Genomic DNA, 20,971 nt, shown 5'->3' with positions numbered 1-20,971 from the left:
AGCTGCGCGCCATCAGGCAACAATCTCACTGTATTCTGACCTTCATCGTGACCAGAAGCGCCGTCAGCAGCATCAAGCTGCCGGAAAGCATCAGGGGCGAAAGCAGTCCGAGGTTATCGAGCGCATAGCCTCCCACCGCAGCCCCGCAGGTATTGGCAAGCTGGATCACGGCGACCTGGACGGATCCGGCTTTTTCTGCCTGATCGGCAAGCGATCGGGTGATCCACGTCGACCAGCCGACCGGAACCAACGCAAACGCCAGGCCCCAGATAATCGCAATACCTGCCGCCACAACTTTGTCGCTACCCCACAGGATCAGGACCAGCGCGCTAAGCGCCAGCACCAGCGGCGCACCGGCTAAGGCCAGTTTGACCGAGCGCTTCAGAACCACCGAGGAGAGCGATGTCCCGACAAAGCTGGCGATACCAAAACTCAGCAGCACCAACGTCAGGCCATCAACTTCAAAGCCTGCCAGATTCATATAGATCGGGCGAATATAGGTAAAGAAGGCGAACTGTCCGGCAAAGGACATAAAGATGGCAATCATCCCGGCCATCACCCCCGGGCGCTGCAGCAGGCTGAACATATTTTGTTTCTGATGCGAAGGTTCACCTGGCAACGACGGCAGCGCTCTCACCACCCAAATCGTGCACAGCACGCCCATTACCGCCGCCGCATTAAACACGTTGCGCCAGCCGATAATGCCGCCCAAAAAACTCCCCAGCGGCGCGGCAATCACCAGCGCGACAGAGACCGCGCCAAAAATCACCGACAGCGCTTTCGGTACCGTACGGGCGGGCACCAGACGCATGGTCAGCGACGCCGACATCGCCCAGAATCCGCCAAGCGCCAGACCGAGACAGGCGCGGCCAATGAGCAGCAGTGAAAAAGAGTTGGCAAAGGAAACCAACAGGCAGGAGAGCGTCAGCAGCACCGAAAACACGATCACCACGTAGCGACGATCGGTCGCCTGGATAATTTGCGTCACAAACAGGCTGGCGAACATGGCAACAAATGCCGTCACAGTCACCGATTGTCCGGCAACACCTTCAGAAATCCCCAGATCCTGCGCCATCGGCGTTAACAGGCTAACGGGCAGAAACTCAACGGTTATCAGGCAGGCAACGCAGAACGCCACGGCGAATACCGCCGACCAGTTCGGTCGGGCATTTGCCTCAGCGCGGGATTTTTGTTCAACAGCTTCACTCATTTTGTTACCTGCGTGGGGTTATTGCAGAAAAGTTACGCAGTGTAACATTAAATTTGTGACGCATTTAACGTTTTGGCAACTACTTTCATCTAACACAAAATCCAGGCCACACGGATTTTTAAAGATGAAACGCGACTCTTTTACCTGTCGGTAACTTAACATCAATGCTCAGTTCGCCACCTAACGCCGTGACATAACGCTTAAGCGTCGACAGACGAGGATCGTTATCCGCCTGTTCCATTTTTGCGATTGTTGGCTGCTTAACGCCCATTGCCGAGGCAAGTTCCGCCTGAGAGAGATTCAGTTCTTCCCGTAACATATTTAACGCAATCACCTGACGTAGCACTTCTACTTTTTCAGCAATGCGCTCCTGGCTTTCCGGGCTTTGTTTCGCCATCAATTCTTCAAGCGTCGCCATAATTTTCCTTACTTATTAAGGTGATTTCGGTACTCAGCGTCAGCAAGCCTGATCATCTCTTTATAGAATTTCTTCTCGTTTAACCCTGTTTTATCGCCAGCGCATAACACGATGCCATGGCGAGAAGGATCAAACACGAAGAACGCCCGAATCGGGTTGCCCTGATGCTGCACTCGCAACTCTTTCATATTTGAAAAAGCAGAAGCATTTACCGTATCAGCAAACGGCCTGCCTAACTGAGGACCATACTCGGATAAAATCATCATCGCTGCGAGCATATCTTCCTTGAGCGCCTCGGTCTGTACGTCAAACCATTTATCGAAAACATCCGTTGTTTCCACTTCCCACATCAACGATCCCTCATAGCTAATAAGCTATAGGTAAATTATAGCCCATTAGCTATTAAATCAATTTATATTTGCACAATTAATTCGCCAACAGGCATGACTGTCAGTGCAGCCAGTGCACGCCATCTTCGGGCTGGAAAAAGGCGTTATAGCGCATCTGAAACGCATTAAACTCCTGCATATCCGGCTCTATCTCGCGCAGAAAACCGAGCGCCAGACGCACCTGTGCGTCAGTAATCGGCGTGGCCAATCGGGCTTTTTGCAGCCAACGGTGCCATTGCAGCAGATTCGACTCACTGCCGTCGACAATAACGATTTGCCAGATCAACAACACCTGGGCAGCATTTTGCAGATGCGATTCATCTGGGCGGTGGAGGTACTGTAAAAAAGCCTCACCCTGTACTTTTCCCATCTGATCGATCATCGACTCTACCGGCACAACATCAATATTCAGTCGCTCGCTCAGACGGCGAATTGCCCGTCGAGATCCGGACGTCAACACCCGAAAACCCACTACAAAAACAACGACCAATGTGGCCAGCATTATCCAAATCATGCGAACATCCATTACCAGACAGGATGCCCATCATAACGGCAAATTCCTCTCTGTCGACGACTGAACGTATCAACACGATTCAGGATGGATCCGCGACATAAAAAAGCCCGCCATCCAGGCGGGCAAAAGTTACCAATGCACACTTAACTTAAGCGACTTTCAATTGTTGAATTTTTTTCTCGCGGCGAATTTTACGTTCTTCAAACACGGCCACGATGGCCATCAGACAGATACAACCGATGGCGGCGGTATCCAGCGCGGCGAACGTGCCCGCCCAGCCGGTCAGACCGAAAATCGGCGTGCCGTCGGCAATCATCCCCAGACCCAGCTTGGCGAAGCTGTCACCAATCAGATATGCGAAGGTGCCTTTAATCCCATCGGCTGCGCCGATCGCTTTTTTCGGTACGAATCCGACGGCTGCAACGCCGATTAACAGCTGAGGACCGAACACCAGGAAGCCCAGCGCAAACAGCGAAGCCAGATAGACATACTGGTTGCTGGCGTGCTGATAAACGCCCAGAGTTGCGATAATCAACGCCAGCGCCACGCAGGCTACCAGCGCACGACGACCGTTAGCCAGGTCAGAGAGCCAACCCCACAGCAACGTACCGACCAACGCGCCCACTTCAAACAGGGTAAAGCCCTGAATCGCCACCTCTTTGGAGAGCTTCAGCTCCTGGAAAGCGTAGACAGTGGACCACTGGTCGATACCGATGCGCACCACGTACAGGAAAATGTTGGAGAAGCACAGCAGCCAGATCACTTTGTTTTTCAGCACGTACTCAACAAAGATCTGCCATTTGGTCATCTCATTTTCTTCAGTCTCTTTATCCTCTTCGCTTATCTCCTCGCCGAACAGCTCTTCAGCTTTACCGAGGCCATAAGACTCCGGGGAGTCGCTGCCGTAGCGCAGGCCGATAAAGCCGACAATCAGGGCGATAATCGACGGGAAGATAAACATACCAATGACGTGACCGTCGAACAGATAGTTGGCGCCAAACAGCGCCACGCCAGCCGCACCCGCACCACCGAGGTTATGCGAGATATTCCACATGCCGAGGTAAGAACCCCGCTTGCGACGCGGCGTCCATTTGGTGATGGTGGAATAGCTACACGAGCCACCGGTACTCTGGAAAAAACCGCTCAGCGCGTAGAAGGCGATCATCAGGAACAGGCTGGTTGAACCCGCCCCCATGCTGGCGCTGAAGCCGAGCATACAGATGGCGGAGAGGATCAGCATAAACGGCAGGAACTGCTTGGTATTTTTGCCGTCGGCGTAGTAGGAAACCAGCGTTTTACCCACGCCGTAGGTGATGGAGAAGCCCAGGCCAATCATCCCCAGCTGCGTCATGCTCAGCCCGTAGGTGGAGATCATGTCATTCTGCGCGATGTTGAAGTTTTTGCGGATCAGATACATGGTCAGGTAGCCAATAAAGACCACCAGATAGGACTGCATGAACGGTTTGAACCACATTTTGCGCCGCACATCGAGCGGCAGATCCAGGGTCGGCTTGCGTACCTGGTTTAGAAAGGCCAGCATTTGACACTCCCGAGCTAATTTTTATACCTGCGAATGGCAGGCATTGTAAAAATCAGCCGGGGGACGCGCCTGAGACAGCGTCCAGGTGAAACCGGGAAAATTTCTTAGTTTTGCCCTACTCAGGGTAAAAAGGTGAGGTGCATCACGCTTCGTTGAGTTCGCGTGGAGCCTGGGCGTTCAAAAACGGCAGCAGCAGCAGCGCGGATATCCCCGCCGCAATGGCGATCACCACAAAGAATCCGGTCCAGTGCCAGACCTCCATCACCTTCGCCAGCGGCCAGCCGGAAAGCGATGCCCCCAGATAGGCAAACAGCCCGACAAATCCGGTTGCCGCGCCCGCTGCCTCTTTGTGCGAGCACTCCGCCGCCGCCATGCCGATCAGCATTTGCGGGCCGAAGACGAAGAATCCGGTGGTGAAGAAGCACGCCGCCTGCATCACGTAACTGGCGAACGGCATCAGCCACAACGAGCCCACGGAGAGCAAAATTCCGGCAGCAAAAATCAGGTTCATTGGACCGCGGTTGCCGTTAAACAGTTTGTCCGAGCCCCAGCCTGCGACCAGCGCGCCGATAAATCCGCCCAATTCGAACATGGTCACGGCGGTATTGGCGGTCACCAGATCCACGCCGAGCGTCTCCGACATATACAGATTGCCCCAGTCGTTGATCGCAGCGCGGACGACGTACACCAGCACGTAACACAACGACAGCAGCCAGATATAGGGATTCAGCAATACATAGCGGGTGAGGATCTCTTTACGGCTCAGCCCTGCGCCTTCCTGCTGCTGGGCGATTTCCAGCTCATCATGGCGCCAGTCTCCAATCGGCGGCAGACCAATTGCCTGCGGCCTGTCGCGCAGCCGCCAGCAGAGAAAAACCCCCACCACAATCGCCAGCAACCCGGCGATCATCATCCCGGCACGCCAGCCGTAGTGCAGCGCCGTCGCCGCCATCACGATAGGGATCAGCGCCCCGCCAACATTGTGCGCAGTATTCCACAGCGCCCACCAGCCGCCGCGTTCGGTACGCGAATACCACGCAGTCAATAAACGCGCGCAGACCGGCGACCCCCAGCCCTGGAAAAAGGCGTTCAGCGCCCAGAGCACCGCAAAAGCCCAGAGCGAGGTGGAGAAGCCAAACAGAATGTTCACCACGCCGGTGGCGATAAGCCCAAACCCCATAAAATAACGGGCGTTGGAACGGTCACTGACGATACCGGAAACAAACTTCGACAGGCCGTAGGTGATGTAAAACAGCGTCGCCAACAGACCAATGTCGCTGCGGGTCAGCACGCCGCTGGTGAGGATATCCGGTACGGCGGCGTTGAAGCTCTTGCGTGTGAAATAGAACAGCGCGTAGCCGAGCCAGATAGTGGTCAGAATATGCCGCCGCCAGTAGCGGTAGAGGGCATCCACTTCACGCTTATCGGTGATGAGCGGCGCGCTGACTGGGGATTTTAAAAACGAAAACATGACCGCTCCTTACACATAACGCTGGGGTAACGACACGCTGACCCGCGTGCCGTGCGTACAGGAAATCGAGAGCGATCCCCCGAGGGCGGTAATACGTTCACGCATCCCGGTGAGGCCAAATCCCTGCTGATTCGACCCCGGCGGCAGGCCGCTGCCGTCGTCCTCAATCACCAGCATCAGCCGTTCATCCTGCTGCCAGCCCTGAAGCGTCACCGCGCTGGCGTTGGCATGCTTAACGATGTTGTTCAGCCCTTCCTGACAGACGCGAAACAGCGTCACCCGCTGACTTTCGCTGAGTGCAGATTCGTCAATTCGCCAGTCAAGGTGGCTGACGATGCCGCGGCTTTCCAGCTCCATTTCACGCATCAATGAGCGGATGGCTTGTTCCAGCGTGAGATCATCCAACTGGCGCGGACGCAGACGACCCAACAGACGACGCACCGAATCGTACACGCCAAGAGAAAGTTGTTCGATATGCGCCCCGCTGCGCTTCACCCCTGCGTTTTCCGGCGCCAGCCGCTGAACAATGCCCGCCTGGGTGCGAATGGCGGTGATGGTCTGACCGATATCATCGTGCAGTTCGCGCGCCACATCCCGGCGCACACTCTCTTCGGTCTCCAGCAGGCGTTCAGCCAGACGGTGGTTGCGCGCTAATTCGTTTTGCAGCGACTGGTTAAGCTCGCGCAGACGCTGGATCCCCGCGCCGAGCAGCAGCCCGGTCAGGCTTTGCACCAGCAGGGAGAGCAACAGGTCGACGGGATGATCGTGCCAGGTCTGGCTGGCAATCAGCGCAATGGCGTTCATTAACGTGGCAATCAGCGCCCCCTGCCAGCCGTAGTGCCAGGCGAGCGCAATGATCGGCAGCGCGAGGCAAAACGGCGTGAAGCGTGACAGTTCATCGGGCAGGCCAAGCTGCAACCACAGGCTGACGCTAAACAGCAGCAGATACCAGACCAGATGCCGCCCGCGCCAGTTCACCGGCTGAGACACCACCGCCGGGCCCAGCGGCAACCAGGTGGTGCTGCTAAGATAGTGCCAGAAAACCAGACAGATCGGAGCCAGCGTTAATCCACCAGTGAGCGTCAGCAGTAGGGCATTCCACGCCTCTTCGCCTTGCCCAAGCCAGGGCAGCGATTGCAGCAACGCCGCCGCCGTCAGCGCCGCGCCCTGTAACAGCAGCGTGCGCCAGTCACGCTGATGGCGGTATCGCGAAATCAGCATCACCGGGAGTAACGTGAGGAAGCTCCCGATCATCAAAAGTGGCAAGTGAGCCAGCGCCACTTCCTGCGCCAGCCAGAAAAGAAGCAGCCATTCCGCACCCAGCAGCACCGGCCAGTAGCCGCGTGGACATTGCAGCATCAGCCCCAGACGCAGGCCAAACGGAAACAGCAGTACCGCCAGCTCCGGGCGCTCAACCAGGTGCAGGCTGATACTCCACAAGCAGAACCACGCGGCAGAGAAGATAAAGAAGCAGGCAACAACGGTGATTAACCGGGAACAGAGCGTGTTCATTGCCAGCCGTCAAACATCCGGCGGGCCAGTTCGACATCGTTGCTAACGCCCAGTTTTTCCATCAGGTTAGCGCGATGCACGTGCACCGTTTTCGGCGACAGGCCCAGTTCGGCGGCAATCTCTTTTACCGCCATGCCTTGCGCCAGTTTCTCCGCCACCTGACGTTCGCGTTTGGTCAGCGGATCCTGACGACCAGCCGCCAGTTTGACGGCGATATCCGGCGTCAAATAGCAGCCGCCGGTCGCCACGGTATGCACCGCCGCGATCAGCTCATCAGGACTACAGCGTTTAGAAAGGAAACCACGCGCGCCCGCGTTGAGCGCCTGCTCCACCAGCGCGGGGCTGTCGTGGACGGAGAGCATGATAATCGCCATCCCTTTTGGCAACTGGCTTAACAGTTCAAGACCGGAGATATCAGGCATCGAGATATCACAGATACATACCTGCACGCCACGTCCCGGTAATCCCGCCAGCGCCTCGCTGCCTGAGCCGAACTCAGCCACAACCTGCAAATCAGGTTCCAGCCCCAGCAACTGGGCAAAGCCGGAGCGAACGATAGTGTGGTCGTCGATAAGGGCAACGGTGATCATGGGTTCTGTCCTGGGGGATAAAAAACGTGCTTACCTTAACGATATACACTTTATCCTTCAAGCAGCCTCTGCGTTGGCTTGGTCTGCTCACCCGAGTCACTGACTTGAGTAAGCTCCTGAGGTGAGCAGACTTGCCGCCTTATGCAGCTTGAAGGATTTTGTGTTCCGACGCGCTGCTGTTTAAGCCTTGAGCGATCAGGCGATGCCAGTTGTGACGGTAAATGTGCGGGTGTGCTGCGGTTCTAGCTGAATCAACGTGCCTTTTCGCTGTGCCGCCAGGAAGCCTTCTGGGCGACAGGTCGCAGGTAGGGCGAAGGCTGCCACCTGCTGATCGCCGTTATAGAGGATCCAACGGGTGACATAATTCAGCTCCGCGCTGGAGAAACGTGTCACGAACGTGGTGCCATCAGGTGCGATCATGCGAAATTCAGGCTTATCCGTGTATCGGTCCAGTTGGTCAGCGAAGAAAACGATTTCCGGATCGTAAAAATCGGGCTCGTTGAGGCGCCCCAGCGAGGTCTCGCCCTGGATGATCCGCTGATTAAACGCCAGCCACTGCTCGGTAGGCTTAACATGCGCGGGTACCGACTCACGCAGCTTCATGGCTTCATCCGGGATATTCTGGCTGAAGGTCGCTTCCGGTACGTAGGCATAGTTCATATGGCACATATACTGTAAAGGCATTGCCACTGAGGCGAGGTTGGTGACCGCCATCTGAATATCAAACAGCGCACTCGCTTTGCGCATAATCACCGCAGGATGCGCCTGATAATGATGACCGAATCCCATCACATACTCGTAGCGTCCACTCACGCGCAAATTCTCTCCCTCCAGCTCCAGCCAGGCCTCATCCATCGCGGCACAGGCCATTTCGCCATGCAACGGGTGAGAATCTTCCGGCGAAGGGCAGCCATTAGCCAATATACCCGAGTGGAAAGCAAAGCAGCCGTATGTTGCTACCACTTCCGCAGCCGGTTTCGGCTGACTGAACATGTTGCGCATGGTCAGTTCATGCCCGTCAAACTGAGCATCCCAGATCATCTGCCCCATCCAGGGCAGAATAACCAGATGTCCACGACTGTTTTCTACCTTCAGCCCTTCCACACCGCTGGCGTAACGAAATGCGGTAACCGTGAAGTCGCTATTCTTCAGTAAGATTCGCGGATGCTCTGCAAAGAGTTCCCGCCACAGCGTGATACGTGTTGTCATGATCGCTCTCCTCAGGAAACAGTCGCTTCAGCCAGGTTATTGCGCACTTTGCTTTCACGCCAGAAGTAGATACCGACGTACACGAAGCACAACATGGAGACCAGGAACGAGAGTTGTAGCGAGTGGAACATATCGGCCACATAGCCCTGAATTGCCGGAACCACCGCTGCACCAACAATCGCCATGACAATGACTGCTCCCGCCATTTCAGTATGTTCGTTATCCACGGTATCCAGCGTACCGGCATAGATTGTCGCCCAGCAGGGTCCAAACAGGACGCTCACCAGTACGGCAACGTACACGGCGCTGAAGCTCGGTGCCAGCGCAACATAGACCAGAAACAGTGCGCCAATGATGGAGTAGAGGATCAGCACTTTTTCAGGATTGAAGCGTGTCATCAAGATGTTGGCGATAAACTTGCCGATAAAGAAGCAGGCAAAGCTATAGACCATGAAGGTTGAGGCGTCGCGCTCGTTGATATCACCCAATTCCAGCGCCAGACGGATGGTAAATGACCACACCGCGACCTGCATCCCCACGTACAGGAACTGCGCCACAATCCCACGGCGGAAACGGGCATTGCTGGCCAGATAACGCAGCGTATCCATCGCTGACGGACGTTTATGACTCGCCGTTTGCGCGACTTTACAGGTCGGGAAGCGGGTCAGCAGGAACAACACCATCACCACAACCAGCACCATAATCATGTACTTGTAAGGCTCAAGTGTATTTTCCAGCATCAACACTTTAAAGTTGTGGATCTGCTCCGCGTTCATCCCAGCCATCTGTTTTTCCAGACTCTCGCCTTCAGAGAAGACCAGATATTTACCCAGCAGAATACCAGCGGCTGCGCCAATGGGGTAAAAGGTCTGGCTGATGTTCAGGCGCAGGGTGGCATACGCTTTTGGGCCAATCATGGAGCTGTAGGTGTTGGCTGCAGTTTCCAGGAAGCTCAGGCCAATCGCAATCGCAAAAATTGCCGCGAGGAACATGGTGTAGGTGGCCATGTGCGATGCCGGGAAAAAGAGCGTACAGCCAACAATATAAAGGGTCAGTCCCATTAAGATGGCGATTTTATAACTGGTCTTTTTAATCACCAAAGATGCCGGAATCGCAATTAAAAAATAACCGCCATAAAAGGCACTCTGAACTAATGCCGAAGCAAAGTTGCTGAGTGAAAATACGCTTTTGAATTGCGTAATCAGAATATCATTTAATGCGGCTGCGCATCCCCATAAAGGGAATAAACAGGATAACAAAATAAACTGGAACAGAGGCGTCTTATTCAGATAGCCGTCGGGCATCTGAATGATGTTTTTATCGTTCATAGTGCTACCTTTTACAATGCAGGAGTATTATTCGTTTAAGGTAAGAAACTCATTAAATTGTTCGATGCTTGGATAAGATGATTGAGTGCCTTTCCCGGTAACGCTGAATGCAGCGAAGAGAGCGGCTTTTTTCATGGCGGCTTCGACATCACCGCTTTGAACGTAATAGTGGGCAAAACAACCGATGAAAGCGTCACCTGCGCCACTGGTATCGACAGCGTTCACTTTAAACGCCGGGACATGGACTTCCTGGTCACGCGTCATCCACAGAGCACCTTTCTCCCCCATGGTGACGATAATATTGTTCAGACCTTTATCGACCAAAGAACGTGCCGCGGCGCGAATATGGTCATATGTATCCACCGGCATACCGGTTAATATTTCGAGCTCGGTTTCATTTGGCACGAAGAAATCGCATTTACAGGCATAAGACATATCTAATTCCCGTAATGCAGGGGCGGGATTTAATAACACTTCAATACCGTGTTTTTTACCGAATTCAATCGCGTGATAAACCGTTTCCAACTGTACTTCCAGCTGCAGGACAATAAGTTGACACTTTTTCAGATCTTCCGCTGCGCGATCGATATCTTCCGGGGAGAGAAACTTGTTGGCACCTTTAATAATCAGAATGCTGTTGCTGGAGTTTGCATTAACAAAGATCGGTGCAACGCCGCTGCTGGTGCAGGGTACCTTTTCGACATAGGTCGTATTAATCCCCCAGGATTCGAGATTACGAATGGTGTTATCCGCAAAAATATCATCACCGACTTTCGTCAGCATCAGCACTTTGGAATTGAGCTTAGCAGCCGCAACGGCCTGATTTGCCCCTTTACCGCCACAACCAATTTTAAAGGCGGGTGCTTCCAGCGTTTCCCCTTCTTTGGGCATCTGGTTGATGTAGGTGATGAGATCCACCATGTTGGAGCCAATAACCGCGATATCCATTTTACTACCTCTCAGAAACAATCACACAACAATGATATTAAAATAACATTATCATGTTACTTCCGTATCATTTGTGACTAGGATCGCGATTGGAGGATCATTTTATTGTTTATTTATTATGCTAAATGTTGCGTCTCTATCACACTCAAAATGATTAACTTGCTTACAATTGACTGAAAACTCGCTGCTTATAATCAATAAAACGTGTAAAAACACGCTTTTATTTCCCAATGGTCAGACGTATAGTAATGCAGCAATATCATGTTCCCAGAAACACATAAATGTTACTGAAGGAACATGAAAACATGATTCGTGGAGAGTGTGCATGGAAACCAAGCAAAAAGAACGTATTCGACGTCTGATGGAATTGTTGAAGAAGACCGACAGAATCCATCTGAAAGAGGCGGCGCGCATGCTGGAGGTTTCCGTGATGACCATCCGTCGGGATCTCAGCCAGGATGACGAACCATTGCCGCTTACGCTACTCGGTGGTTACATCGTGATGGTGAACAAGCCCGCCACCCTCGTTAACGCTCCGCTCCCCGTGCAAAAGCAGTATCATCGCGACGATTTACCGGTTGCCATTCTGGCCGCAGGACTGGTCAGTGAAAACGATCTGGTCTTTTTTGATAATGGTGCCGAAATGCCATTAGTCGTCAGCATGATCCCGGACGATATTACCTTTACCGGAATTTGCTACTCACACCGGGTATTCGTGGCGCTAAATGAAAAACCCAACGCCACGGCGATTCTTTGCGGGGGCACCTATCGGGCGAAAAGTGATGCCTTTTACGACACCAGCAATCCCTCTCCGCTGGATGCGCTCAACCCACGAAAAGTGTTTATCTCTGCCAGCGGAGTCCATGAGCATTTCGGCGTTAGCTGGTTCAATCCGGACGATCTGGCCACCAAACGCAAAGCGATGGAGCGCGGATTGCGCAAAATTCTGCTGACCCGCCACGCCCTGTTTGATGAGGTTGCTCCCGCCAGCATTGGCCCGCTCTCCACTTTTGACGTACTGATAAGCGATCGCCCGTTGCCGGCAGATTATGCAACCCACTGCCGGAACGGCTCTGTCAAAGTCATCACCCCGGATTCAGACGGCGACTAACTCACTCAAAGAAAACCGTGATTTTGTTAAACATCGACGGGTCGGACTGGTTGCGGGCCACTTTCACCACATCTTCCAGCTTGTCGATCTGGCTTATCATCTGCTCAAGACGTTGATCGTCATTGACCAGTAGCCAGATGCGGCTCTTGTCGCTGTCCTGAATTGGTAGACAGAGAATGCCTTCCACGTTGAACGCGCGGCGGGCAAACAGCCCGCAGACGTGGGTCATTACGCCCGGATGGTTGCGTACGGTGAGTTCCAGGATTACGTTGTCATGAGTCTGCTGTTGCATGGCTTATTCCCCCACCATTTCTGTGTTTGCCGCACCCGGCGGCACCATCGGGTACACTTTTTCTTCGGCATCGATGCGCACGTGGATCATCGCAGGTCCAGGGCGATTAATAATCTCCTGCAACGCAGCCTGTGGATCCGCTTCGTTATTCAAATCGCAGGTTTCGAGGCCAAACCCGGCGGCTATCTGCATAAAGTTAATCATCCCCGGATATGTCGCCGCAAAAACGCCCTGCTTATAGAACAAACTCTGCTGCTGATACACCAGACCCAACGCTTCGTTATTCATCAGGATGATTTTAATATCCAGCTGATTTTCGCTGGCCGTTGCCATTTCCTGAATATTCATCATCAGGCTACCGTCGCCGGAGAAGCACAGCACCTTTTTGTCCGGGTTGACCAGCGCTGCGCCAATTGCCGCCGGCAGGCCAAAGCCCATGGTTCCCAGACCGCCGGAGGTCAGCCACTGACGCGGACGGTTCAGCGGGTAAGCCTGTGCGGCCCACATCTGATGCTGGCCTACGTCGGTGGTGATAATGGCATTGTCATCCACGCAGGCCGCTACAGCGTTGATCAGCCCATAGTGGCTGAGCGGGTCGCTTTCCTGCGGAATGCTGCAGGGGAATTCGCGTTGTAAATCGGCCACCATTTGATGCCACGACTCTCGCGGCTGCGCGTCAATTAATGGGATCAGTTGTGCCAGAACCTCATCGACATCCGCCTGAATCGCCACGTGTGGCTGTTTGATTTTACCCAGCTCCGCGCGGTCGATGTCCACGTGGATGATTTTGGCGTTCGGACAGAACTGCTCGGTTTTACCAATCGCCCGGTCATCAAAACGCGCGCCCAGAACAATCAATAAGTCCGCTTCTTGCAGAATAAAGTTAGTGCTGCGCGCGCCGTGCATACCTAACATGCCTAACGACAGCGGATGCGCTTTCGGCAGCATACCGAGCGCCATTAAGGTCATGGTGGTGGGCAGCATAGCTTTTTCTGCCAGTTCACGAACCCGCTCAGGCGCGTTAATCACGCCGCCGCCGAGATACAGCACCGGACGCTGTGCGGCGTTAATCATGGCTGCGGCATCGCGAATGCTGTCCTGGCTGAACGCCGGTGCCGCCATTTTCTGCGCGGGCTCCGGCATCTCTTCAATCTCAAAAACGGCGGTTTGAATATCCTTAGGAATGTCTATCCACACCGGGCCAGGACGGCCGGACTGCGCAATGCGGAACGCATCGCTCATGACCTGCGGTAATTCACTGATATGGCGGACCAGATAGTTGTGCTTGGTGATGGGGATAGAGATGCCGTAGGTATCGACCTCCTGGAAGGCGTCGGTCCCGATCATTGAGGCCGGAACCTGCCCGGTGATACACACCAGCGGGATGGAATCCAGCCGCGCGTCGGCAATGGCGGTCACCAGGTTGGTCGCGCCCGGTCCGCTGCAGGCCATACAGACGGCGGGTTTACCATCGGTTCTCGCCATCCCCTGCGCGATAAACCCCGCGCCCTGCTCGTGGCGCGCCAGGATATGACGGATTTGCGTGCTTTGGCTCAAGGCGTCATAGACGGGAAGAATCGATCCGCCAGGAATACCGGTGACCACCTGAATCCCCTGGCGTTCCATGAAATGAACGATGAATTCTGCGCCCGTAAAACGCGTACGCTTGGATGTTATGCCCGAACTTGCCATGCTCCAGTCCTTTTATTCTGGGCCTTTGCTTCGGGCAGGTCTCTTAAACGAAAAACCCCGCCCGGTTTGCGCCGGCGGGGTTTTGGAATCGTGTGTTGATCCGGACCCTACGGCGCATTGCCGACGACCACCACCACACGCACGACGACCGCTGCGCGAGATGGCGCAGTTTTTAGTAGGGTCGCAGTCAGCATGGAAGGGTTCATTAGGGACCTGTCTGTTTGTTGATTAACTGGATTTATACAAACACAGGTTTTTCAGCGTGACAATGGAAAATTTTTCATCTGCATAAAAATGCGTCAACGATCACATTTCGCTGTGCAGAGTCGGAAAACAAAAAACCCCGCCGGAGCGAGGTTTTTTTCAGCGCTGTGCGGTTGGTAGCCGCCGAACACACTGTGTTATGTCAACGGAAAAAGTATACGCGTTCTGCGAAGAACACGCAATTTCGGCACGAATTTTGATGGTTTTGAGTATGGAACATGAATGGCACAATGTCTATAAAATACTGTTAATTTATACAGTACTTATCTATAATGTCTCGGTACGCAATGTGTTATGCGGGGGCCGCATCGTAAACCGGCGCATCAAAGTCCTGGCTGAAACGGGTGGTGCCGTCAGCGCCTTAACCCCCGTGTGAGCACACTGTGTTATGTCAACAAAGGTGCTGGCAACAGGCAGCGGCGAGGTACGTCAGCACCGTGCTCCTTGTACCAAAAGGAGAGCGTATGAGCCTCGTGGATATCGCTATTCTTATCCTCAAACTCATTGTTGCAGCACTGCAACTACTTGATGCCGTTCTGAAATACGTTAAGTAATTCGGATTCAAGTCGCACCTAAGGGGAGCGGGTAACACTCCGCTCCCCTTTCACCTTCTCCCTGGTGCTTGTCTCGCGCCAATATGTTACGTTTTTATGACATTCTCAGGGAAGAACGCCACCATGACGCTTTCTGTTTTCTGCATTTTGCTGTTTGCCGCGCTGCTGCATGCCAGTTGGAATGCCATTGTTAAAGCTGGAAACGATAAACTGTACTCGGCGATTGGCGTCAGCGGCTCCGCGGCGATTATGGCATTGATCTGCTTACCCTTCGCGCCTCAGCCTTCCGCCGCCAGCCTGCCGTTTTTGGCCGTCTCAACCGCGTTGCAAGTGGTGTATACGGTCCTGGTCGCCAAAACCTATCAGGTTTCGGATATGAGTCAGACCTATCCTCTGATGCGTGGGACAGCACCGCTGCTGGTTGCGATTATCAGCGTCTTGTTCCTTGGCGATAGCCTGTCTGTGTTTGCCTGGGTGGGGATTGCTACGATCTGTCTGGCCATTCTCGGCATGGCATTTAACGGACGCAGCAGCTCACAACGCGGGATCGTACTGGCGCTCATTAACGCCTGCTTTATCGCCGGTTACACGCTGGTTGATGGCACCGGCGTACGCTTATCAGAAACCGCGCTCGGTTATACGCTGTGGACCTTCTTTCTGAACGGTTCCTGTCTGCTGGGCTGGGCGATGATCGCCCGGCGCCGGGAAGCATCGCGCTATCTGGTACAGCAGTGGAAGAAAGGTATTCTGGGCGGGATTGGCACGATGGGTTCTTACGGTCTGGCGCTGTGGGCCATGACCCAGGCTCCGTTGGCGGTGGTCGCAGCGCTGCGTGAAACCTCCATTCTGTTTGGCGCTCTGCTCGCCTGGCTGCTGCTGAAAGAAAAGGTTGCCGGAATACGCCTTGTCGCGGCCGCCGGTATTGCCGTAGGCGCTGTCTTACTTCGCTTGTCATGATCGCGCCGTAAAGCCGATGCAATCCGGCAACATTTGTTGCCGCTTTTTGTTTACATTTCCTGCCGTTCATCGCGTAAACATTCCAGCCCACTATCTGGCCTTCTTTTTCTTTTGTGGTAGATTCCACGCGCATTTACGGGAAAGTACAGCACCTTATTCTTCTTTTTTCTCTTTTTTAAAAGTAATCAGCGAAATGAAAAGGCATAGAAGCGTCAATTTGTTGTTGATGTTGGTATTACTGGTGGCGGTAGGTCAGATGGCGCAAACCATTTATATCCCCGCGATTGCTGATATGGCGCGTGAACTGAACGTTCGCGAAGGAGCGGTGCAAAGCGTAATGGCCGCCTACCTGCTGACCTACGGCCTGTCACAACTGTTTTACGGCCCACTTTCCGATCGCGTTGGCCGCCGTCCGGTGATCCTCGCCGGAATGTCTATTTTTATGCTGGCCACGCTGGTCGCGATTACCACCCACAGCCTGACGGTACTGATTATCGCCAGTGCAATCCAGGGCATGGGCACAGGCGTCGGCGGTGTAATGGCGCGAACCTTACCGCGCGATCTGTACGAAGGCACGCAGCTGCGCCACGCGAATAGTTTATTAAACATGGGGATTCTGGTGAGTCCGCTGCTGGCCCCGCTGATTGGCGGCATGCTGGATACCTTGTGGAACTGGCGCGCCTGTTACATTTTCCTGCTGGTTCTGTGCGCGGGCGTCACGTTTAGCATGGCGCGCTGGATGCCGGAAACGCGTCCAGCGGGCGCACCGCGTCCACGCCTTATCGCCAGCTATAAAACGCTGTTTGGTAACAGTTCTTTCACCTGTTACGTGCTGATGCTGATCGGCGGCCTGGCGGGCGTTGCAGTCTTCGAGGCCTGCTCCGGGGTATTGTTGGGCGCAAGGCTCGGTTTAAGCAGCATGGTGGTCAGTATCCTGTTTATTCTGCCCATCCCGGCGGCATTTTTCGGCGCCTGGTTCGCCGGTCGCCCGAATAAGCGTTTCTCGACGCTGATGTGGCAGTCGGTTATCTGCTGTCTGGTAGCCGGTTTAATGATGTGGATCCCGGGCCTGTTTGACGTGATGAACGTCTGGACGCTGCTGATTCCCGCCGCACTATTTTTCTTCGGTGCCGGGATGCTGTTTCCGCTGGCAACCAGTGGCGCAATGGAGCCTTTCCCATTCCTGGCAGGCACTGCCGGTGCGCTGGTTGGGGGATTACAGAATATTGGTTCCGGCGTGCTGGCGTGGTTCTCTGCAATGCTGCCGCAGACCGGGCAAGCCAGTCTGGGCCTGCTGATGACCCTTATGGGACTGTTGATTTTTGTTTGCTGGCTTCCGCTGGCGTCACGCGTGTCGCATCAGGGGCAGGCGGTTTAAGCGTATGATGGCCCGGCTTATCGCCGGGCTTTTCGCATTCAGGCACGATCATCGTCGTCAGTAACGGCTCCAGCGCCGGACGCCAGGCGCCTTCCTCGCCATCATAAAACTGCGTATCCGCATTGATAGCATAGGGAATTTTCGCTTTTTTCAGTTCGCATGCCATAAATCGGGCAAACGCCATTTGCGAGGCAGAAGGCGCGTTCCTGATTGTTTCTCCTGGCGACCAGCCTCCCACCCAACTGACATGACCTGTTTTCTGCTGCCAGTGAATGGCGGTATTGATACGGGCGCGAATAGCGGCCTTTTCTGCCGCTGTGCCTGAGGTCCACGGATATTTACCATTATTTTTCAGCGGCCCCCACGGAAAAATATGCCATTGAGCCAGCACGGTATTCTGACTTTGCGGCGGCAGTTTCAGGTCAGGCAAATCTTCCGGCGCGGCGCGTAGTCGCGGCGCGATAAAAATCATCCGCTGCGGGTCGATGGCATGGACAGTACGAATGGTTTTGTCATACACCCGATTGAGCGATACCTGATTATGGTTGAGCTTATCAGAGGGTTCGTATATCAGGTCGAAACCCAGCAACGGCGAGCTTTGACCAAAGTAATGCGCCACCGCCACCCACCAGTTAACCACCTCTTTTTCGTTACCGGTACTGGGATCTTTTTTATATTCGTCAGCCTGATAGGCAATTATCGGGATCACGCCATACTGCTCGCAGGCTTCCACCAGCTTGCGCAGATGTATAAGCCGCGCCTCCGTAGGCTCTCCCGCCACGCGAATGCGCACGTGGGTTAACCCTTTCGCCTTGTAATCCCGCACCACCAGCGGATCGAATTCACGGATACCCCGATCGGTGCGCGCCCAGTCTACGTCCATCCCAACGCCAAGCTGTTGCGCATACTGCGCCGCAGTCAGCACAGGTTGCGCGGCACACACGGTGGCGCTGGCTAACAGTAAAAGGGAAACAATCGGCTTTAACACGGTCGTCCTTACGCAAATCATCAGGAGTGATATCACGTATTTAGCATGCTTTTTCACTTTGCGTGTAGCGAGAAAGCGTAAAAAATATTCGCGGCCTGCTTATTTAACCTGTTCCTGAAGCCAGCGAATAAACGCCTCGATTTTCGGCCACTGTCTGCCTGGCAGGGTGGTGATGTAGTAGTGCTGATGGCATTTCAGCGCCATATCGCCAAAAGGCGCAACCAGCTCTCCACTGTCGAGGCGTTTTTGCACCAGCCGCTTTCGGCCCATCGCCACGCCGATATGATTCATCGCCGCAATCACCGCCAAATCAGAACGATCGAAGCCAATTCCCGACGATGTCGGCAGATTCACCGAAAAATGCTGCGCCCAACTGTGCCATTCATCGGTCCCGGAGTCGTTACTCCACGCCTGTCTGTCATGCAGCAACGTACAGTGCGGTAAATTCACCAGCGAACCGGTAAGGTCATGGCGGCGAGCGTAGTCCGGGCTGCATACCGGCAGGATCTCTTCATCCATCAGGAAGTGGTGCGTGAGCTGCGCGGAGGGTGCGTCGTCAAAATAGATGGCCAGATCGACCCCGGCACGCTGCAGATTGACGTTGTCGTTCCCGGTCAGCATGGTCAGCGAAATCGACGGATAGCGACGGGTAAAGTCGCCGAGCGCCGGAACCAGCCAGCACTGAGCGATAGAAGGCCGTGAGTAGACGGTGAGGGTCCCGGACAACTCCTGATTTTTAATATCAAGGATTTCCTGATTCAGCGTATCCAGCGATGATTTCAGCGCCCAGAACACCCGCTTGCCCTCGTGGGTGAGTTCCACTTTACGATGCGAACGAACAAACAGCTGAATACCCAGCTCATCTTCCAGCTGATTAATGCGATGGCTGACAGCGCTGGGGCTTAGTGACAGCTCATCTGCCGCCAGCGCAAACGACTGGTGCCGGGCCGCCACTTCAAAGGTATACAGCTTTGACAACTGCCAGCCGTTGAGCAGCCGATTTCTGACCTCGCGTAAGGGATCCATGTTCACCTCCTGTCCTCCTGATTCATTCGCCGGAGTGTAAAAAAGTTCGCTGCAAAAATCAGCACAAAGATGAATCAAGGTGAACCATATCGCATAAACAAAGCGTAATTAGACGCAAATCACCTACTTGATGCAATCTGGCTCATGTGAAAGGGGATTTATATCGTTTGTCAGACTATGCCTTATTTTTGTCCAATAACCCTATATTAATCACAGGGCAAGGTGAGTTATGCACTCTCAAATCTGGGTTGTGAGCACGCTGCTGATAAGCATCGTGTTAATCGTTTTGACCATCGTGAAGTTCAAATTCCACCCGTTTCTGGCGCTGCTGTTAGCCAGCTTCTTCGTGGGCACGATGATGGGTATGGGGCCGCTGGATATGGTCAATGCCATTGAGAGTGGCATCGGCGGTACGCTGGGCTTCCTCGCCGCGGTTATCGGCCTTGGGACCATTCTTGGCAAAATGATGGAAGTGTCCGGCGCGGCCGAACGTATCGGCCTGACGCTACAGCGCTGTCGCTGGCTTTCCGCTGACGTCATTATGGTACTGGTCGGGCTGATTTGCGGGATCACACTGTTTGTTGAAGTCGGCGTAGTGCTGTTGATTCCTCTGGCCTTTTCAATTGCCAAAAAAACCAATACCTCGCTACTGAAGCTGGCGATTCCGTTATGTACAGCGCTGATGGCGGTACACTGCGTCGTGCCGCCGCATCCAGCCGCCCTGTTCGTGGCGAACAAGCTGGGCGCGGACATTGGCACCGTGATTGTCTACGGCTTACTGGTGGGCTTAATGGCCTCGCTGATCGGCGGTCCGCTGTATCTGAAATTCCTCGGTAACCGTCTGCCGTTTAAACCGGTTCCGGCTGAGTTTTCCGACCTCAAGGTGCGCGACGAAAGTACGCTGCCATCGCTGGGCGCTACGCTGTTTACCGTACTGCTGCCGATTGGCCTGATGCTGGTAAAAACCGTCGCTGAGCTGAACATGGCGAAAGGCAGCACGGTTTATACGCTGTTGGAGTTTATTGGTAACCCGATCACCGCGATGTTTATTGCCGTTTTCGTGGCCTATTACATTCTCGGCCTGCGTCAGCACATTGGCATGGGTGCGCTGCTGACCCACACCGAAAACGGTTTTGGCTCCATTGCTAACATTTTGCTGATTATCGGCGCAGGCGGCGCATTCAACGCTATCCTCAAGAGCAGCGGACTGGCGGATACCCTCGCGCTGATCCTCTCGAACATGCATATGCACCCGATTCTGCTGGCATGGCTGGTGGCGTTAATCCTGCATGCTGCGGTGGGCTCTGCCACGGTGGCGATGATGGGTGCGACGGCAATCGTGGCCCCGATGCTGCCGCTCTACCCCAACGTTAGCCCGGAGATCATCGCCATTGCCATCGGTTCCGGCGCGATTGGCTGCACGATCGTCACCGATTCCCTCTTCTGGCTGGTGAAGCAGTACTGCGGCGCCACTCTAAATGAGACGTTCAAATATTATACGACCGCGACATTTATCGCGTCCGTTATTGCACTGGTTTGCACATTCCTGCTTTCCTTTATTATCTAAGCGCAAAGAGACT

The 20,971-nt window shown here is 54.2% G+C and carries 21 protein-coding genes; 5 read left to right on the top strand and 16 right to left on the bottom strand.

Features of this window, described 5'->3' with window-relative positions; genetic code table 11:
• Positions 1-25 precede the first annotated feature (25 nt).
• From nepI to rbsK, 11 genes are all read right to left on the bottom strand, one after another.
• The gene (nepI, locus tag GFC06_RS04770) at positions 26-1,210 is read right to left on the bottom strand and encodes a purine ribonucleoside efflux pump NepI (RefSeq protein ID WP_016155040.1); all 1,185 of its coding nucleotides are present in this window, start codon (positions 1,208-1,210) and stop codon (positions 26-28) included.
• Between the two features lie 118 nt (positions 1,211-1,328).
• On the bottom strand, positions 1,329-1,628 hold the full coding sequence (locus GFC06_RS04765) for a helix-turn-helix domain-containing protein (protein WP_153689878.1): 300 nt from the start codon (positions 1,626-1,628) through the stop codon (positions 1,329-1,331).
• An 8-nt stretch (positions 1,629-1,636) separates the two neighbouring features.
• Positions 1,637-1,978 (bottom strand): type II toxin-antitoxin system RelE/ParE family toxin, encoded by a 342-nt coding sequence (locus GFC06_RS04760; RefSeq protein ID WP_016157800.1) that lies wholly within the window; start codon positions 1,976-1,978, stop codon positions 1,637-1,639.
• A 100-nt stretch (positions 1,979-2,078) separates the two neighbouring features.
• Positions 2,079-2,531: a DUF1198 family protein gene (locus GFC06_RS04755; RefSeq protein WP_016157801.1), complete on the bottom strand. Its 453-nt coding sequence runs from the start codon at positions 2,529-2,531 to the stop codon at positions 2,079-2,081.
• Positions 2,532-2,679: 148 nt separating this feature from the next.
• Positions 2,680-4,071, bottom strand: coding sequence for a hexose-6-phosphate:phosphate antiporter (uhpT, locus tag GFC06_RS04750; RefSeq protein ID WP_003023929.1), 1,392 nt, complete (start codon positions 4,069-4,071; stop codon positions 2,680-2,682).
• Positions 4,072-4,213: 142 nt separating this feature from the next.
• Positions 4,214-5,542, bottom strand: coding sequence for an MFS transporter (gene uhpC / locus GFC06_RS04745; protein ID WP_094168875.1), 1,329 nt, complete (start codon positions 5,540-5,542; stop codon positions 4,214-4,216).
• Between the two features lie 9 nt (positions 5,543-5,551).
• Positions 5,552-7,054, bottom strand: a complete 1,503-nt coding sequence (gene uhpB / locus GFC06_RS04740) for a signal transduction histidine-protein kinase/phosphatase UhpB (RefSeq protein ID WP_153689877.1) — start codon at positions 7,052-7,054, stop codon at positions 5,552-5,554.
• Positions 7,051-7,644: a transcriptional regulator UhpA gene (gene uhpA / locus GFC06_RS04735; protein WP_016155044.1), complete on the bottom strand. Its 594-nt coding sequence runs from the start codon at positions 7,642-7,644 to the stop codon at positions 7,051-7,053. Before uhpA ends, uhpB begins: the two co-directional genes overlap by 4 nt.
• A 195-nt stretch (positions 7,645-7,839) precedes the next feature.
• Positions 7,840-8,853: an aldose 1-epimerase family protein gene (locus GFC06_RS04730; RefSeq protein ID WP_137379365.1), complete on the bottom strand. Its 1,014-nt coding sequence runs from the start codon at positions 8,851-8,853 to the stop codon at positions 7,840-7,842.
• Positions 8,854-8,864: 11 nt separating this feature from the next.
• Entirely contained in the window at positions 8,865-10,181 is a 1,317-nt protein-coding gene (gene fucP / locus GFC06_RS04725) for an L-fucose:H+ symporter permease (protein ID WP_003023919.1), read from the bottom strand.
• Positions 10,182-10,208: 27 nt separating this feature from the next.
• Entirely contained in the window at positions 10,209-11,129 is a 921-nt protein-coding gene (rbsK, locus tag GFC06_RS04720; RefSeq protein ID WP_003827124.1) for a ribokinase, read from the bottom strand.
• 325 nt (positions 11,130-11,454) lie between these two features.
• Here rbsK and GFC06_RS04715 point away from each other — a divergent pair, with 325 nt between their 5' ends.
• Complete coding sequence (locus GFC06_RS04715) at positions 11,455-12,240, top strand: DeoR family transcriptional regulator (protein ID WP_047415709.1); 786 nt, start codon at positions 11,455-11,457, stop codon at positions 12,238-12,240.
• A 1-nt stretch (position 12,241) separates the two neighbouring features.
• Here GFC06_RS04715 and ilvN read toward each other — a convergent pair whose 3' ends face one another.
• The 3 genes from ilvN to ivbL form a co-directional block, all read right to left on the bottom strand.
• Positions 12,242-12,532: an acetolactate synthase small subunit gene (ilvN, locus tag GFC06_RS04710; protein WP_003023914.1), complete on the bottom strand. Its 291-nt coding sequence runs from the start codon at positions 12,530-12,532 to the stop codon at positions 12,242-12,244.
• A gap of 3 nt (positions 12,533-12,535) precedes the next feature.
• The gene (ilvB, locus tag GFC06_RS04705) at positions 12,536-14,224 is read right to left on the bottom strand and encodes an acetolactate synthase large subunit (RefSeq protein WP_153689876.1); all 1,689 of its coding nucleotides are present in this window, start codon (positions 14,222-14,224) and stop codon (positions 12,536-12,538) included.
• A 107-nt stretch (positions 14,225-14,331) separates the two neighbouring features.
• A complete protein-coding gene (ivbL, locus tag GFC06_RS04700) occupies positions 14,332-14,430 on the bottom strand; it encodes an ilvB operon leader peptide IvbL (protein ID WP_003827118.1) in 99 nt (32 codons plus the stop codon).
• A 522-nt stretch (positions 14,431-14,952) separates the two neighbouring features.
• On the opposite strand from ivbL, the gene tisB reads away from it, so the two are divergent.
• From tisB to emrD, 3 genes are all read left to right on the top strand, one after another.
• Positions 14,953-15,042, top strand: a complete 90-nt coding sequence (gene tisB, locus GFC06_RS04695) for a type I toxin-antitoxin system toxin TisB (protein WP_003023909.1) — start codon at positions 14,953-14,955, stop codon at positions 15,040-15,042.
• A 123-nt stretch (positions 15,043-15,165) separates the two neighbouring features.
• Positions 15,166-15,999, top strand: a complete 834-nt coding sequence (locus GFC06_RS04690) for a DMT family transporter (RefSeq protein ID WP_016157806.1) — start codon at positions 15,166-15,168, stop codon at positions 15,997-15,999.
• Positions 16,000-16,192: 193 nt separating this feature from the next.
• Positions 16,193-17,377, top strand: coding sequence for a multidrug efflux MFS transporter EmrD (gene emrD / locus GFC06_RS04685; protein WP_046276195.1), 1,185 nt, complete (start codon positions 16,193-16,195; stop codon positions 17,375-17,377).
• Here the strand turns inward: emrD and GFC06_RS04680 are convergent.
• Entirely contained in the window at positions 17,304-18,386 is a 1,083-nt protein-coding gene (locus GFC06_RS04680; RefSeq protein ID WP_153689875.1) for a cellulase family glycosylhydrolase, read from the bottom strand. The genes emrD and GFC06_RS04680 overlap by 74 nt on opposite strands.
• 78 nt (positions 18,387-18,464) lie before the next feature.
• The gene (dsdC, locus tag GFC06_RS04675; protein WP_016155054.1) at positions 18,465-19,391 is read right to left on the bottom strand and encodes a DNA-binding transcriptional regulator DsdC; all 927 of its coding nucleotides are present in this window, start codon (positions 19,389-19,391) and stop codon (positions 18,465-18,467) included.
• A gap of 229 nt (positions 19,392-19,620) precedes the next feature.
• On the opposite strand from dsdC, the gene dsdX reads away from it, so the two are divergent.
• On the top strand, positions 19,621-20,958 hold the full coding sequence (gene dsdX / locus GFC06_RS04670; RefSeq protein WP_016157809.1) for a D-serine transporter DsdX: 1,338 nt from the start codon (positions 19,621-19,623) through the stop codon (positions 20,956-20,958).
• The last annotated feature ends 13 nt before the right edge of the window (positions 20,959-20,971 follow it).

This window comes from Citrobacter braakii, from assembly GCF_009648935.1.
Classification (GTDB): domain Bacteria; phylum Pseudomonadota; class Gammaproteobacteria; order Enterobacterales; family Enterobacteriaceae; genus Citrobacter; species Citrobacter braakii.
This window is presented reverse-complemented; position numbering and strand designations above follow the sequence as displayed.